Below are 15,898 nucleotides of genomic sequence, written 5' to 3' on the forward strand. Positions count from 1 at the left end.
TTTTTATCTCGGCGTTGTGGCCGCCTAGCCCTTACAGCCACCGTTCTCATAGCAGCTTGGCTTGCGCGGACAGCTGGCGCCGCGGGAACAGATGAGCCGAGCCTCGCTGTCGATGCCACGCTCCACCCAGTTGATGTTGAGGATCTTAGCCACACGCTTGATGTCTGTCTTGATGTTGCCGGGCAGGGGCGCCGAGCCGCCATTGTCCACACAGACCTCCTTGAGTTGCTGCGCCACCTGGTTGGCATCGCCGCCCTGGGCCTCGATGGCCGGGTTAAGGTCGATACCGGCGCAGAGCACATGGGGATTGCCCGCCAGGTCTTTCACCCGAATCGATTCGCAGCAGTAGATCTTGGGCTCGTTGGCCACATCCAGGATGGAGATCTGCGCCGAGGAGCCCTGGGTCGAGGCGTTGATCATCCTAAACACCGCCCAGTGCTGGCAGGGATCTTCCACCTGGCGCATGTTGCCCCAGGGTAGGGGGATGCCGTTGCCTCGGTATACGGCCTTGAGCTTACCGGGCGAATAGGCATCGAAATAGTGCCAGTGGCTGTAGGGGGAGACCGCCGTCATGCGGCGCATGGCCACCGAGGGAGAGACATCCACCAACTTGGCCACATCTATCTCATAGCCATGACGGTCGAGCAACTGCCGGAAGGGCACCTTAGGGCAGAGCAGGGCGCCGGCGAAGAAGCTGGACTCGAAATCCCGCCAGGCATGCAGGATATCCTGGGCGTCCACGGTGGAGGATTGCCCACGATTGTCGGCCTCATCCACCAGGCTGGTGCCATGGCTACGTCCGGCCACCATGATACTTTTTAAACCGTCTTTATTGTGCAGCACGCTGTGGCCGATATGGACCGCAAGGTCATATTTGAGGCGGCGGGTATGCTGGTTGAGCAGCTGGTTGAGGCAGATCTTGTTGGGCTGCTCGAAATAGGAGGTGATGATGTGTTGCTTGCCGGCGCCCGCCTCTTCACGGATCGCCTTGGGCGCGCGGGTAAACCATTTCACCACCAGGCCGAGACGCTGGACTATCGCCAGCAGATCCTCGAGGCTCAGCGGCATGCGTTTGAGCCCCACCTCTTCGGCGGCGCGCTCGAGATCGGGAAAATGATTCTGATGATGTTCCTGATGGGCACGGATCAACAGGTGCGCAAATTGCCGGCCACTGATCCCCGTCTGGGAAAGCATCTCTGGGATGGCGATCTGTAATATCTCGTTGGAAAACAGGAAGCTTGGCTCCAGCGCCATGCCACTGATCCCGCCGCGAGACCCCTTAACCGGGGTGATCGCCTGCTCCTCGGGGGCGTCGTCGAGAAACCAATCTACCTCCTTTTGAAACACGGCGGCGATCACTGCCAACATGCCGGCACTGGGCACGCGCTTGCCGCGCTCTATCATGGAGAGGTAGGAGACAGAGGGTGCCGAATCCGCATCCACCCTGACACAGCGGGCCGATAGGTCTTCCATGGTTAGATTATTACGTTTCCTGAGATTGCGTATCTTAGTGCCCAGGAAATGCGATTTTCTCATCAAGCTGCTATTGGTCTTCATTTTGTAAAATTCACACTGTGAAATTTCTATTGTGAAATTGTAATGAAAAAGCCGCTAGACTACAAATTAAGCAATCGGGGAAGCGACAAATCCCTTAGAGCGCCACTTAAAGCTGTAGGGCAAAGATGTCATCAGCGAGTCAAACATAGCGATAGATAGCATAAGTGAGAGGGATGAGGCGATGAATATACAGACAGAACAACTAGACCAGAGTATTTACAACTTCATCAAGCAGGTAATGCCTATGACACAGATTAATGGAAACAATGCGCTGGCACCTCAGATGCAGCAAGATGGCCTGACCTATGCCAAGCAGATCTTGGATCAGTACTTTCCACTGAGTCAGGGCTCTCACCAGGATGTCTGCAGCTATGTGATCTATTACAAGCAGCTACTGGCCTTCTTCGCCGATGGTAGCCAGAGCGGTCTGGCACAGCCCAAGCAGTTTGTGGCCCTCTCTGGTCATAAGTGCGAGCCTAGCTCTCTGGTGCTGAAAAATAACGGCTTCCATATCGAGATTGCGTTGGATCGCCGCGGCGAGCAGGGACGTCACGATATGGCCGGTATCAACGATGTACAAGTCGAGGCGGCGCTGATGACTATCGTCAATAGCGAGCAGAGCGCTTGTCAGCGTACCTGGACCAGCCTGGTTACGGGTCAGGCAGATCAACACTGTAAAGAGTTCACCTCGAAAGACGGAACCGAATACTGCCTCTAAATTGTGTGATGACTCGCCATAAAAAATGCCAGCAACTGCTGGCATTTTTTATGGCTATGTCGATTTCTTGCTTTAGGCTAAGGCGAGTCCCAGGCTGAACAGGGCGCTGAAGATCACTGTGAGTTTCGCCGTGCGTCCCAGCAGCGGGTTTAACGCCGCCCCCGAGGTCTGGCTAAATTCGCTGTTGAGCTTGCGCGCCAGGACTAGCGACAGACCGCCGAGCAGCACAGGCAGGCCGGGTAAGGTCCCAAGCAGAAAACCGCCGATGACGAGGGCGAACGGCAGATAGACAAGCGCCTGATACAGGACTCTGGCCTGACCTTCACCTATCTTAACTGCCAGGGTGTGCTTGCCCGCCTTGGCATCTGTGGGGATGTCGCGGGTGTTATTTACTAGCATCACGGCGGCGTTAAACAGGCCGATGGCGCTGCCTAAGATCCAGGCGGCGACACTGGTGTCATGGGCCTGAAGGTAGTAGCTGCCGACCACGGCCACCAGGCCGAAGAAGATAAAGGCGGCGACTTCACCCAGACCATGGGAGGCTAGCGGGTAGGGGCCGCCACTGTAACCCAGGGCGCCCAGGATAGAGGCTGCGGCCAGGATGGCGATGGGCCAGCCACCATGATAGATGAGCAGCGAGCCCACCAGCAGCGCCAGCACCAGGCAGGCGATCATGGCGTTGCGTACCTTGCTTGGGTCGAGCAGGCCACTCTGGGTGACGCGCACCGGGCCGAGTCGCTCTTCGGTGTCGATACCGCTCTTAAAATCGAAGTAGTCGTTCGCCAGGTTAACGGCGATCTGCAGCAGCAGGGCGCACAACATTGAAGTTGCGGCGATGAGCCAGCTAAATTGTGTCAGTGACAGGGCAAGGGCATTACCGACTAAGATAGGGCCAATGGCTGCGGGAAGAGTACGTGGGCGTGTCGCCAGGATCCAGGGATTCATTATCTGCGTTCGTAATTATTAGGTAGGGACTGAGCTAGGCTCGAAAATATAGCCCAAGCATAGCAAAAAAGCCCAAGTCGATGAAGCGCTTGCATTAGCATTATGTGAACAGTCTCGTTTTATTTTTCAGGGAGCCTTAGCCTAATACTCAGGGCCTTTAATAAAGCTTAAACGCCTTGTTAAAAATTTGTGTATTTTTGACGCGGCGCACATCTTTGTCACCTATTTCAGTCAAATCTGTTGCCAGCCTCAAAGAACTCTTGTCAGACATGTGCTGTTATAGCTGTCTGACTGTGGGATTCTGCTGGAAATGCTTTAAGCTTATCTAATTAATTTATATAGGTTTTATAAATTTAGCACTTGGCTTAAATAGGACTTTCGGCGGCGATAGACAAGGATCAGGATGATGCGTTTTGATGAACAGGTTGCTGTCGTCACAGGAGCGGGGGCTGGCTTAGGACGAGCCTACGCGATCGCCTTAGCCGAGCGCGGGGCGCGCTTGGCCATTATCGATTCGGGCTGCGGCGATAGTCGCTGCCAGAGTTATGCCGGCGCCGGCCTCAACAAGACCGCCCGTACCCTCGCCGAACTGGGCGCCGACTGCCTGAGCTTCCAGTTAGACGTCACCGACAGTCAGGCCCTAAAGAGCGCGATTGAGACTGTCCTCAAGCGCTGGGGTCGCATAGATATCGCCATCAATAACGCCGGCATCCACACGCCTGTCTCCTTCGATAGCCTGAGTTTCGAGCAATGGCAACGGCAACTGGATGTGGATCTCAACGGCAGTTTCCATCTGACCAAGTTGGTGTGGCCGCAGATGAAACGGCAAAACTATGGCCGTATCGTCATGACGGCGGGAGCCAGCGGCCTCTATGGTGACATGCATGAAACCCCCTACAGCACGAGCAAGATGGCGCTTGTCGGCCTGGTCAACAGCCTGGCAAAGGAGGGGCGCGACTACAACATCTCGGTCAATACCCTGGTGCCTCAGGCCTTAACCGCCATGACGGCGCATCATCTCAGCCCTTTGGTGAAGCCGCTGTTTAGCACCTCGTCTGTTAATGCCACGCTACTCTATCTCTGTTCCTCTCATGCCTGTAGTGGCCAACACCTGTTGGCCGCGGCCGGTAGCGTAAGCCATGGGATGTTTGTCGAGTTTCAGCCGCTGCGGATTGTGGAAGATGGCTGCAAGCCCGAGGTGATCGCCCAGCGCTGGGATGAGCTTTACCGGGCACAGCCCTATCATTTTCATGAGTCCGGCGAAGAGCAGGTGACCGCCTGGGCGAGGCGCAGCGCCGCCGAGCACCACGTGGATATAGAGTAGGCCCAGATAACGAATAGATGACGAGTCAGTGACAAATTGCCGCAGGAACCACTAGGAAAGTTTAACTGCCCTAGGGCCTGTTAATCTTCCAAGTTTAATTTTTGTTCAATCTAAACGCGTTTTGCGCGAGGCGAGAGCCATGAAGCATAGTTACTCTATGTGAATGGCGAACAACAAAGTGCAGCGCGCGTTTAGGTGAACCCTTTGGGCAGCGTTTGTAGGCCATTTCTACGGTGTTATCGCCAGTTTGTGTAGGATACTTCACGGCACAGGCTCTGCCTTGTATAAATCACCTTCAAACTGCTGCAAAAACAAACGGCAAAGATCAACAGGTCCTAGCAAGATAAGGGGAATCTAAGGTAAGCTTGACGACCAATATTGATGAGTTATCGGTGAGGTTGCATGAGTCAGGTGTTAGATGATCTGTTATCCCTTTTATCGCTGGAACAGATAGAGGTAGGCCTCTATCGAGGTCAGAGCCAAGATCTGGGCTTCGGCCACGTGTTTGGCGGACAGGTCATGGGCCAGGCCCTGAGCGCTGCGGCGCAAACCGTCGACAGCGAACGTCAGGTACACTCCTTCCACTCCTATTTTCTGCGCGCCGGTGATGAGAAACAACCCATAGTCTATGACGTGGAGAATATGCGCGACGGCGGCAGCTTTAGCGCCCGCCGGGTGAAGGCGATTCAGAAGGGCAGACCCATCTTCTACATGACTTGCTCCTTCCAGAAGCCGGAGCAAGGGCTAAATCACCAGAGCCAGATGCCGGATGTGCCGGGTCCTGAGGGCTTGCTGAATCAGCAGGAGCTGGCCTCGACCCTGAGGGACAAGGTGCCTCGCAAGGTGCTGGAGAAGTTTATGGCGGACTCGCCGCTTGAGATGCGCCTGGTTAACCCATGCAATCCTATGGAACCCAACCAGAGCGAGCCCATCAGGCATGTATGGATCCGTGCCAATGGCAAGGTGCCCAAGGATCTCTCGGTGCATGAGTATCTGCTGGCCTACGCCTCAGACTTTAATTTCCTGGTGACGGCGGCGCAGCCCCACGGCGTCTCTTTCTTGACCCCGGGCATGCGCATGGCCACCATAGATCACGCCATGTGGTTCCACCGTCCGCTGGATCTCAGCCAGTGGCTGCTTTATAGCATAGATAGCCCTAATGCCGGTGGCGGCCGTGGCTTTGTGCGTGGCGAGTTTTACACCCAGAGTGGTGAGCTGGTGGCCTCGGCGACCCAGGAAGGCTTGATTCGATTAACACAGGGATAAACGAACAGTGAGTGAAAGGTTGAATGTGATGAAGATGAAAATGAAAGCCATACTGGCGTCTTTGATGCTTATTATGTTGGCGGGTTGTGTGACGGTAGAGCCCGAGCCACCGATATTCGTCAACGGCGCCGCCGGTTATCTGGAGAAGGTTAACCTGCCGCAAGGCTGTAGCATTACCATTGCGGTGATCGATCTCGACACCCCGGGTGCCATCATCGCCCAGAAGAGCTTCGATATCGCCAGGGCGCCTGTGCCCTTTAAGTTTGCCTTCGCCCGCGAGACCATAGACAAGAACGTCAACTATGGTGTGGTCGCCATGATCCAGTATCAGGGTAAGGTGATCTTCCAGACCTACGATAGGTTCCCAGTGATCAACAACGGCAAGTACACCACTGAAGTGGTGATGAAGCTGGTCAAATAAGCAGGTCAAATAAGCCAAGCAGTTAACGAACAGATAAGGGAGCCTAAGGGCTCCTTTTTTATGCTCTATTTTCCACTATTTTATATTCCGATTTTTGCTCCAAGTTATCTCCACTTGTGGCGCGTCGTCTTTGTCCCGTGTGTATTAACTTGAGTAAATCTCAGCCAGGTGACCTCATATGACCCTTGATTAAATATATTTTATCCAATAGGGTGAGGTGATAATAATAACAAATCAAGGAAGAGCAGATGCAGTTTATCGGCAGTCATCATCTCATAGGTAGCTTGCCCGGCGCCGAAGAGCAGGGCACTGGATCTCAAGACAAGCGTGAGCAGCATAATAGTCGGCAGCATGCTAGTTGGCAGCATCCTGAAGCTCAGGAGCCCCTGTTTGCCAGCCTGGTACTGCTTAGCCTGGCGATGCTGTGTCTCACATTCGCTATCTCTTCGGCAGGTTAGCCGAGTCGAGTCAGTTCGCGTTTATAGTCTCAAGCCTGGTCTCTCTGCCTAGCCGCCTTAATTTTGTTATCTTAGGCGGGTCAGCTAGGGATTGTTATCTGAGGTTCGTTATCTTATGCGTGTCATCTAGATAGTGGCATCTCAAGCGTGTCATCTCGAGCGTGGCTTCTTGAGCTTGGCATCTAGAGTGTGTCATCAAAAAAGGGCCACCTTAGCTTTGCCATCAGGGATCTGTGAAAACAGGCGCCTCTAGTTATTAGTGTCTTATTTCTAGCGTCGTATTCCTAACGTCATATTCCTTGCACGGTCCAGGCCTTGTTAAAGTTGCCCCGGCTTATCAGAGTTGCCCGGTCAGCTTGATGCGCTAACCCCAACAAGCCATATCTGCCAAGTTTGTTGTGCGTCTCTAGGTCGTTATCGCTTGCTCACTTCCCCCTGTTAGCAGAGTTTCCATCAGCACTTTTTTTGAGGTGTATGCTTAAATTCAGCGCCAATTCATGTTGTGTTGTCAGTTTGTTAATAATTGAATTTGACGGAGTTCGCCTTGGTTGATCAACAAGTGATCGATGCGGATATGGGTCACGGAAATTAAAGGGGTATTGTCAATATTTGTTTGTTTGCTGTGATCTGGATCGCGCCAGGCTATACAAAAAGGGGTATTACTCTGGCTTATTGATTTGGATCAATAACTTCTTAGTGTCTATCTGGCAGGATACGCGCAAATGTAAGGATTTTGATAATAAAAACAACGTTAACTGTTGTATTAATGGAGTAGTATGATGAAAAAAACTATCGTTTCAGGTCTGATCGCTGCCGCCCTACTGTCTACTGGATTTGCCGCTTCTGCTCACCAAGCTGGTGACATCATCGTTCGTGCCGGTGGTGTTGTTGTTGCCCCTAATGAGTCGAGCGAAGACGTTGCTGGTTTTGGCGAATTCAACATCAGCAGCAATACCCAGCTGGGTCTGAACTTCGGTTACATGCTGACCGACAACATTGGTATCGAGTTGTTGGCCGCAACCCCTTTTAGCCATGATGTATCGCTAAAAGGCGTTGGAAAGATTGCCGAGACCAAACACCTGCCACCTACCTTAGTGGCTCAGTATTACTTTGGTTCGGCCGATTCTAAGCTGCGTCCTTATATCGGTGCCGGTGTGAACTTCACTAACTTCTTCGACAGTGAATTTACCAATGACCTCGATGGTGCATTGACCGACCTTAGCCTAAGCAACTCATGGGGCTTAGCGGCGCAAGCGGGTATCGACTATCAAGTGAACAAGAATTGGTTGGTTAACGCCTCTGTGTGGTACGCCAAGATCAATACCGATGTGAACTTCAAGCTTGCCGGTCAAGCGGTTAGCATCGAAACCGATATCGACCCTTGGGTTTACATGGTGAGCGTAGGTTACACCTTCTAATCTCGCTAAATATCGAAAAGAAAAAGGAGCCAATCGGCTCCTTTTTTCATGTCTGCTTTTTAACTTTCTGCTCTCTTTGGCCTATTGCGCCTTCTTGGCCGCTCTGGCCGCCTTGCGTTCTTCCTTGGTACGCCAGTGGCGGGTGTTGTAGATAAACTCCGGCAGCAGCTTGGTTAACCAGGCCACCAGACGCCAACGCTTGGTGATGTAGGCGCGGCGCTTACCTTTCTGCATCGCCTTGAGTGCCTGGCGTGCCACCTCATGGGGCGGTGATAGCCACAGACGGCTCTGCTGCATGGCCGCCTTGTCCAGTAGCCCGAGTTGAAGATCGCTAATGGTGATCGGCAGCTTGAGGCGCTGGGCATGCATGCTCAGTCCTTCGAGGTAACTGCTGGCATAGGCCTTGGAGGCATGATAGGCCACGCTTGGGCCGCCTCTCAGTCCGGCGATGGAGTTAATGGCGGCAAGCTGGCCATAGCCCTGCTCGACAAATAGTCTGAATGCCGTATTGCATATGGCACTGTAGCCCTGCACATTGACGGTAATGATATCCTGTTCCAGTTGCCAGGGGAGGGAGGCGTCGTAGCCATTGAGGCCGGTATTGACGATCACCAGATGGGCGCCGCCCAGTTGCTGCCAGACGCTTTCCAGGGTGGCGATGATATCCTTTGGTCTCTCTATTGCCAGCTCATGTAGGCTGACCTGGGTAGGCAGAGACTGAGAAAATTCCATAAGGGATTCGGTATCTTGTGCCAGCAAGGCCAGTTCGACGCCTTGCTCGGCAAGTTGTTTGGCAATTTCACGGCTAACGAGTGAGCTGGCGCCCACAATTATTGCAGTAGCTTGAGACATGAGGCTATTTCTCAATAAATGGTTCGCCTATGATATGAAGATCTCTGATAGAGAACAAGATTTATAGTATAGACATATGGACATCCAGAAGTCTTGATGTATGATTAGGAGCAAGAGTATGAACAGATGGTTAAAACCCCTAGCGGCAGTGGCGATGAGTGCGGGCCTGTTGACGGCTTGTGCAACCCCTAATGCCAGCGTGGAGATCCAGGGGGAGGTTTGGTTTAAGGAGCGAATCGCCTTACCACCCCAGGCTGTGCTGTCGGTGCAGATCCAGGACGTGTCTAAGATGGATGCGCCTGCCGTGGTGTTAGCGGCCTTGGAGCGTGACGATGTGACCACACCTGCACCCTTTGGTTTTGTCATCCCAAGGGATCAGTTCGAGGCGGGACACACCTATAGCGTGGGCGCCAAGATCACCCTGGATGGCAAGCTGATGTTTATCAATACTCAATCCTACCCCATAGATTTAGGCGATAGCGCGCCTATCTCTGTGCTAGTGCAGCGCGTCGGCGGTTAAGGCGAGACACCGCGCCGCTTGCGACACCTAGCCTATTGTGGGGCTCTGTTAACCAGGTCGAAAGAGGCGCGGTATGCCGGTAAAAATTCCCGATAATCTGCCAGCGGCGGAAATTCTCGAATCAGAAAATATCTTTGTCATGTCCGAGACCCGGGCGGCTAATCAGGATATCAGACCCATGAAGGTGCTGATCCTCAACCTGATGCCAAACAAGATAGAGACTGAGACTCAGCTGCTTCGCCTCTTGGGTAATACCCCCTTGCAGGTGGATGTGGATCTGCTGCGCATCCACGACAAGGTCTCCAAGCACACCTCAATCGATCATATGAACAACTTCTATCGTGATTTCGAGGCGGTGCGCCATAAAAATTACGATGGCCTGATCATCACGGGCGCGCCGCTGGGGCAGATAGAGTTCGAAGAGGTAACCTACTGGGATCATATTCGCGAGATCATCGACTGGTCCCAGCACCATGTGACCTCAGTACTGTTTCTCTGCTGGGCGGCCCACGCGGCTTTGTATCACCTCTATGGCCTGCAACGTAAGCTGCTCTCGGCCAAGCGCTCCGGGGTGTTTAATCATCAGCGCACCCATAAACATTTTCCGCTGCTACGGGGCTTCGACGATGAGTTCTTCGCGCCCCATTCCCGCTTTGCCGAGATGGAAGTAGCCGATCTCAAGGCCCATAAGGAGTTGCAGGTACTGGCCGAGTCCGACGAGGCGGGCGCCTACCTGGTGCTGAGCCGCAATAACCGCAACCTGTTTGTGATGGGCCACCCCGAATATCAGAAATCCACCTTGAAGGACGAGTATCAACGAGATCTCGCCGAAGGCCTTAACCCGAGAGTGCCGAAAAACTATTTTCGCGGCGATGACCCCAGTCAGGCGCCAGTCGCCCGCTGGCATGGTCACGGCAGCCTCTTGGTCAGCAATTGGCTCAACTATTATGTCTACCAGCTGACCCCCTATGATCTCCATGATATGAGCGCTATCACCCCCTGGGAGCATGAGTACAAGGATGCCGAGGACAATGACTAAAGCGGGTGCGGGCGTAGCGCCTACTCTGATCGAGACGCCCAGGCTCATCATGCGCCAGTTTGTGCTGCAAGATGCCGAGGCGGTGTACCGTTTCGCCTCGAACCCAGAGGTGGTGCGCTATACCGGCGATGGCGATGATATCAAGAGCCTGGATGATGCCAGGCATGTCATAGAGAAGTATTGGCTCGCAGGTTATCGGGCCCCAGGCTATGCCCGCTACGCGCTGATCCATAAGCAGAGCAATGAGCTTATCGGCTTCTGCGGCGTCAAGTATGAGCCGCTGCTCAACCGCGGGCAGGGCGGGGTGGATATCGGCTATCGCATGCTGCCCGAGTATTGGGGTAAGGGGCTGGCCACCGAGGCCGTTACCGCCTGTCTGCATTACGCCAGAGAGACATTAGGCATAGCCTGCGTTTATGCCGAGGTGATGGTGGAAAACATCGCCTCCAGCCGAGTGTTGGAGAAGGCGGGTATGGAGCAAGTAGACTGCTACGAGGATGACGGAGTTCGTCTTTACCTCTATCGCACCCCCAAAAACCTTGCTAAGCCCTCGGGGCCTAGCAGCTCTTGCAAATAACAGCTCTGGCACATAACAGGTTAGATGGGAGAAATTGCATGGAGTCGCGCTGGCGGCGCTTGAAGAACAAGGTGTTAGGCGCTATTTTATCTAGACCTAGCGCCCGGTATTCACCCGACGCGTCACCCTCGAGAATGGATCCTCATGTCAGAGCCACAACAAGCCGTACTCCTGTTATTGGCGCATCCTTCCCAACACAGATCTGAAGTTAATCTGCCCCTGTTTGAACTGGCCAAGACGGTACCCGGTGTCACCACTGTGGATCTCTATGGCGAGTATCCCGAATTTGATATCGACATCGAGCGCGAGCAGCAGCGCCTGCTGGCCCATGATGTGGTGATCTTTCAGTTTCCCCTCTACTGGTATTCCACGCCCGCCATCCTGAAGGAGTGGCAAGACCTGGTGCTGGAATATGGCTTTGCCTATGGCACGGATGGCAATGCACTCAAGGGTAAGCGCTTCTTCTGCGCCATCACAGCCGGGGGCAAGGAGGAGGCCTATCAGGCCGAGGGCTATAATCATTTCACCCTGAGACAGCTGCTGGCGCCGCTGGAGCAGACCGCCAGCCTTACCGGTATGCGCTATCTGCCGCCGTTCGCCCTGTTTGGTGCCCGCACCGCCGTCGAGGATGGCCTGATGGCGCAGCACCTTGAGGAGTGGCGCGAGCTGCTCACCGCCCTGGTGGCGGGTAAGCTCAATCGCCGTCTGGCTGCCAAGCTTGAGAGGTTAAACGGCCATCTTGATCAGATCATCACGGGGTAAGCGCCATGACCAACTATTTCCTGCAAGCCTTTATCTATCTGGTTGCCGCCGTGATTGCCGTGCCCCTGGCCAGGCGGTTTGGCCTGGGTTCGGTGCTTGGCTATCTGATCGCCGGGGTGGTGATTGGGCCAGTTATCGGCCTGGTGGGGGAGGAGACCTCGGTCATTCAGCACTTTGCCGAGTTCGGTGTGGTGATGATGCTGTTTGTGGTGGGACTCGAGCTCGAACCTAAGATACTGTGGGCCATGCGGAACCGCCTGATGGGCCTGGGTGGATTGCAGCTTACGCTGACCACGGCCGCCGTGGCGGCCATTGCGCTTTATTTCGAGGTGCGGTGGAGCATCGCCTTTACCATAGGCCTTATCTTCGCCCTCTCATCGACGGCGATCGTGTTGCAAACCTTTAACGAGAAGGGACTTAATCGTACCGATGGTGGCCGCAACGCCTTCTCTGTGTTGCTGTTTCAAGATATCGCCGTGATCCCCATGCTGGCCTTTATCCCATTGTTGGCCCTGCCTGAGCTGGTGGAGCAGGCGCAGCAGGCGGCGACTCAGGTGGCGACCAAGCACGAAGAGATAAGCCTGGTGGCCGGCTTGCCGCCCTGGGCCTATGCCATAGTGATCGTCGCGGCTATCGCCATCTTAGTGGTGGGCGGCCACTACCTGAGCCGTCCCCTGTTTCGTTTCGTGGCCTCATCCGGGGTGAGGGAGATCTTTACTGCCACCGCGCTGATGTTGGTGATAGGTATCGCTGCCCTGATGAGCCTGGTGGGGCTTTCGCCGGCTCTGGGCACCTTTTTGGCGGGCGTGGTGTTGGCCAACAGTGAGTTTCGCCATGAACTTGAGTCCAATATCGACCCCTTCAAGGGGCTGCTGTTGGGGCTCTTCTTCATCACAGTCGGTGCCGGTATCGATTTTGGCATACTGTGGCAGGATCTCGGCCTCATCCTGGGACTGACCCTGGGGATAATAGTGCTTAAGGCCTTGGTGCTCTTGCTGATCACCCCAGTGTTCAAGATAGGCAAAAGCGATCGCTGGCTGTTCGCCCTCAGTCTGGCCCAGGCGGGGGAGTTTGGTTTCGTGCTGCTCAGTTTCACCGTGCAAAATCATGTGCTGCCAAGTGAGCTGGCGCAGAAGCTCTCATTGGTGGTGGCCCTGAGCATGATGCTGACCCCAGGGCTGTTTATTCTGTTCGAGCGTTTTATTGAGCCCAGGTATCGCAGCGCCAAGGCAGATCGCGAGGCGGACACCATAGATGAGCACGGCAGCGTGATCATCGCAGGTGTAGGTCGTTTCGGACAGGTGATCAATCGCCTGCTCAGTGCCAACGGCATCAAGACTGTGGTGCTGGATCATCAGATTAGCCAGGTGGATATGCTGCGGCGCATCAATGTGAAGAGTTATTTTGGTGATGCGACCCGCCCGGACCTGCTGCATACGGCGGGGATAGAGGAGGCCTCCCTGTTGGTGGTGGCCATGGATAATCGCGACAGCGCGGTGGAGCTGGTGAAGTATGTTAAGCATACCTATCCCAAGGTTAAGGTGCTTGCCCGGGCGTTCGACCGCGGTCATGCCTATCTGCTGCGGGATGCCGGCGCCGACTTCATCCAGAAGGAGACCCTGCTGTCGGCCCTTGAGCTAGGGGCCGACGCCATGAAGTGTCTCGGCTTTCACCCCTTCCATGTGGAGCAGCAGAAGAACACCTTTAAACGCATCGAGAAGCGTAGCTCCGATATGCTCTATGGCGCCTGGAAAGATGACAGCAGCGGTGAGCGATTCGATAACAACTATCGCAAGCTGTTTATCGAGCTGGAAGAGACCATCAAGGCCGCCATGGCCAGGGATAGAAACGACAAGTATGCCATGAGCGATCGGGGTTGGACGCCGCCGCCCAAGGGCTATGACGAGCTACTGGACGGCGATGAGCCCCTAACCGTCAAGCGTGTCGAAGAACCTTTGCCATCGCCTGGTGATGAGCAGCTCAAGCCTTAAGCCGCTTTAGCCTTAAGCGCTCCTAGGCTAGGCTGCAGCGCCTCGGGGAGTGCCACATGTAGTGGCTGCTTACTTAGGGGGCAGGTGAAATCCAAAAAGCAGGCGGTGAGCTGCAGATTCACATCGCCCGTTTCGGCGCCGCCATGTTGTCTGTCACCCACCACGGGAAAGCCTATGCTGGCCATGTGGATGCGGATCTGATGCTTGCGGCCCGTCTCTATCTTTACCTGCACCAGGGACATATCCAGCTCGCTGTCGTATTCCACCAGGCTGGCGTGGGAGCACGCCGGCTTGCCGTCCACCTCAGTGGTGATGGTGCGCGTGGCCTTGGGAAACTCCCCCTTGACGATCACCCTGTATTGTTTATCCAGCTCGCGATGCTCGAACTGGGCCGCGAGCGCCGCCGTAATCGTTTTGCTGTGCCCTATGAGCACCAATCCCGTCGCCGCCCTGTCCAGACGGTGGATGATAAAGGCGGGGCGCTGGGGTGTGAGATGAGTCTCGACGAAGCGGTTGATGGTGGTGTGATCGCTCCATTTTGAGCCCTGACACAACATGGCGTAGGGCTTGTACCAGATACTGTATTCGCCCTTATCCAGAATTAGCTGGGCATCCTCTACCTGCTGAGCCAGTACCTTAGGGTTGTAGTAGAGGTGCAGCTGATCCCCAAGCTTAAGCGGTTTCTTGGCCCGGCGTAGACGCTGAGTGTATTTGCCCCTCGTGAGCCACACGGCGCCCTTGGCCATCGCCTGTTTAATCTCCTGCTTGGAGAGCTGGCTCGCCTTGGCCAGCAGGGTGCAGGCGTCCGTCTCTGTCTGGCTGACATTGAGGTGATGTTCGATAGGGTTTAGCTTGGAGTCTGGTTGCATGGCAGGCTTATCTTCTAGGTGCTTATCTTCTAAGGCTTAGCTTTTATAGGCTTAGTTTTTATAGACTTAGTTTTAGATTCGAGTGAGATCTTGGGTGAAAAACACCGTCAGTTTACACTATTTTGCCCCCTTTGCGGCCCCCAACGCTTGGCCTTGTTGTCATTGGTTAAGATCTGCTCTCGGCTCTCTCCCTCTGCTCTCTACTTCAGCATCGACTGCTATACTCAAGGCAGTGGGATCAGGGAGGAGCGAGATGGTGCAAAGTGCGATGGTGTGCAAGACATTCGTTTGTCTGAGAAAGTCCTGCTTGTTTACTGCTTTTCTCATAACGACCTGTTTCATAATCGTCTGTCTAATAACGGCAAATGCGGCGCGGGCCGAGGTGACCGAGGTGCGCTACAACCTGTCGACCCATTTCGTCGATCCCAAACAGAGTTACTATATCGATCTGCTACGCCTGGCCATGGAGAAGAGCCAAGATCAATATGGCGACTATCGCCTGGTGCCGGTGGAGATGGATATGCCCCAGGGGCGCACCATCAAGCTGGTGGAACAGGGCAAGTTGGAAGTGGTGTGGACCATGACCAGCATCAGCCGGGAGCGTCAGCTGCGCGCGGTTTACTTTCCCCTGCTCAAGGGGCTGATGGGCCATCGTATCGCCATCATACGCACCGAAGATGAGGCCCGTTTCGCCAACATTACCCAGATAGAAGAGCTCCAGAGGATCCCCGTTGGCCAGGGTAGCGACTGGCCAGACAGCGATATCTTGCAGCGCCAGGGCTTTACCTTGGTCAGGGGCGCGGCCCACAGCTTGTTGACCATGCTTGAGAAGGGTCGCTTCGACTATTTTCTGCGGGCACTCCATGAGCCTTGGGACGAGATTGCCGACAGACCAAATCTGATTGTGGATACTCAGTTTGTCATCGTCTATCCCGCGCCCCTCTATTTCTTCGTCAGCCCTGACAATCTGGCGCTGGCGGAGCGGATCGAATATGGCCTGCGTGCGGCCTTGAACGATGGCAGCTTCGATGAACTTTTTTATCATCATGCCATCACAGAAGGTATGCTGGGGCGGGCTAGGCTGACCGAGCGACGTGTGTTTCGCCTGGATAATCCATTTTTGTCGCAGACCAGTAAGAACCTGCTCAGCGAACCTGAATTGTGGTTCGATTAAGTATATT

At 54.5% G+C, this 15,898-nt stretch carries 16 protein-coding genes; 12 read left to right on the forward strand and 4 right to left on the reverse strand.

The features are described 5' to 3' along the window. Positions 1–24: 24 nt before the first annotated feature. Positions 25–1,557, reverse strand: coding sequence for a DUF3612 domain-containing protein (locus tag K0H81_RS06820; protein WP_220060344.1), 1,533 nt, complete (start codon positions 1,555–1,557; stop codon positions 25–27). 181 nt (positions 1,558–1,738) lie between these two features. On the opposite strand from K0H81_RS06820, the gene K0H81_RS06825 reads away from it, so the two are divergent. Beyond that, on the forward strand, positions 1,739–2,275 hold the full coding sequence (locus tag K0H81_RS06825; protein WP_220060345.1) for an aldolase/citrate lyase/malate synthase family protein: 537 nt from the start codon (positions 1,739–1,741) through the stop codon (positions 2,273–2,275). Between the two features lie 72 nt (positions 2,276–2,347). On the opposite strand, the gene K0H81_RS06830 is transcribed toward K0H81_RS06825, so the two are convergent. Further along, positions 2,348–3,220, reverse strand: coding sequence for a 1,4-dihydroxy-2-naphthoate polyprenyltransferase (locus tag K0H81_RS06830; protein WP_220060346.1), 873 nt, complete (start codon positions 3,218–3,220; stop codon positions 2,348–2,350). A 406-nt stretch (positions 3,221–3,626) separates the two neighbouring features. On the opposite strand from K0H81_RS06830, the gene K0H81_RS06835 reads away from it, so the two are divergent. The 5 genes from K0H81_RS06835 (at position 3,627) to ompW (ending at position 8,107) form a co-directional block, all read left to right on the forward strand. Then, positions 3,627–4,544 carry an SDR family NAD(P)-dependent oxidoreductase gene (locus K0H81_RS06835; protein WP_220060805.1) on the forward strand — a complete coding sequence of 306 codons (918 nt, stop codon included), beginning with the start codon at positions 3,627–3,629 and terminating at the stop codon, positions 4,542–4,544. A gap of 402 nt (positions 4,545–4,946) precedes the next feature. Further along, positions 4,947–5,810 carry an acyl-CoA thioesterase II gene (gene tesB / locus K0H81_RS06840; RefSeq protein WP_144200415.1) on the forward strand — a complete coding sequence of 288 codons (864 nt, stop codon included), beginning with the start codon at positions 4,947–4,949 and terminating at the stop codon, positions 5,808–5,810. Between the two features lie 28 nt (positions 5,811–5,838). Then, the gene (locus K0H81_RS06845; RefSeq protein ID WP_144200417.1) at positions 5,839–6,231 is read left to right on the forward strand and encodes a YbaY family lipoprotein; all 393 of its coding nucleotides are present in this window, start codon (positions 5,839–5,841) and stop codon (positions 6,229–6,231) included. A gap of 248 nt (positions 6,232–6,479) precedes the next feature. Beyond that, positions 6,480–6,689 carry a hypothetical protein gene (locus tag K0H81_RS06850; protein ID WP_220060347.1) on the forward strand — a complete coding sequence of 70 codons (210 nt, stop codon included), beginning with the start codon at positions 6,480–6,482 and terminating at the stop codon, positions 6,687–6,689. A 776-nt stretch (positions 6,690–7,465) separates the two neighbouring features. Further along, on the forward strand, positions 7,466–8,107 hold the full coding sequence (gene ompW, locus K0H81_RS06855) for an outer membrane protein OmpW (protein ID WP_011866351.1): 642 nt from the start codon (positions 7,466–7,468) through the stop codon (positions 8,105–8,107). Positions 8,108–8,188: 81 nt separating this feature from the next. On the opposite strand, the gene K0H81_RS06860 is transcribed toward ompW, so the two are convergent. Next, on the reverse strand, positions 8,189–8,959 hold the full coding sequence (locus K0H81_RS06860) for an SDR family NAD(P)-dependent oxidoreductase (RefSeq protein WP_220060348.1): 771 nt from the start codon (positions 8,957–8,959) through the stop codon (positions 8,189–8,191). 118 nt (positions 8,960–9,077) lie between these two features. On the opposite strand from K0H81_RS06860, the gene K0H81_RS06865 reads away from it, so the two are divergent. From K0H81_RS06865 to K0H81_RS06885, 5 genes are all read left to right on the forward strand, one after another. Further along, on the forward strand, positions 9,078–9,479 hold the full coding sequence (locus K0H81_RS06865) for a YbaY family lipoprotein (RefSeq protein WP_144200423.1): 402 nt from the start codon (positions 9,078–9,080) through the stop codon (positions 9,477–9,479). Positions 9,480–9,552: 73 nt separating this feature from the next. After that, on the forward strand, positions 9,553–10,518 hold the full coding sequence (gene metA / locus K0H81_RS06870; RefSeq protein WP_011866348.1) for a homoserine O-acetyltransferase MetA: 966 nt from the start codon (positions 9,553–9,555) through the stop codon (positions 10,516–10,518). Next, a complete protein-coding gene (locus K0H81_RS06875) occupies positions 10,511–11,095 on the forward strand; it encodes a GNAT family N-acetyltransferase (protein WP_220060349.1) in 585 nt (194 codons plus the stop codon). Before metA ends, K0H81_RS06875 begins: the two co-directional genes overlap by 8 nt. 144 nt (positions 11,096–11,239) lie before the next feature. Then, positions 11,240–11,857, forward strand: a complete 618-nt coding sequence (locus K0H81_RS06880; protein ID WP_220060350.1) for an NAD(P)H-dependent oxidoreductase — start codon at positions 11,240–11,242, stop codon at positions 11,855–11,857. 5 nt (positions 11,858–11,862) lie between these two features. Beyond that, positions 11,863–13,848, forward strand: a complete 1,986-nt coding sequence (locus K0H81_RS06885) for a monovalent cation:proton antiporter-2 (CPA2) family protein (RefSeq protein WP_220060351.1) — start codon at positions 11,863–11,865, stop codon at positions 13,846–13,848. Here the strand turns inward: K0H81_RS06885 and K0H81_RS06890 are convergent. Beyond that, the gene (locus tag K0H81_RS06890; protein ID WP_220060352.1) at positions 13,845–14,717 is read right to left on the reverse strand and encodes an RluA family pseudouridine synthase; all 873 of its coding nucleotides are present in this window, start codon (positions 14,715–14,717) and stop codon (positions 13,845–13,847) included. The two genes, K0H81_RS06885 and K0H81_RS06890, sit on opposite strands and share 4 nt — an antisense overlap. Positions 14,718–15,024: 307 nt before the next feature. Between K0H81_RS06890 and K0H81_RS06895 the strand changes: the two genes are divergently transcribed. Further along, positions 15,025–15,891: a substrate-binding periplasmic protein gene (locus K0H81_RS06895; RefSeq protein WP_258406409.1), complete on the forward strand. Its 867-nt coding sequence runs from the start codon at positions 15,025–15,027 to the stop codon at positions 15,889–15,891. Positions 15,892–15,898: the final 7 nt, after the last annotated feature.

It is taken from the genome of Shewanella halotolerans, assembly GCF_019457535.1.
Taxonomy (GTDB): Bacteria; Pseudomonadota; Gammaproteobacteria; order Enterobacterales; family Shewanellaceae; genus Shewanella; species Shewanella halotolerans.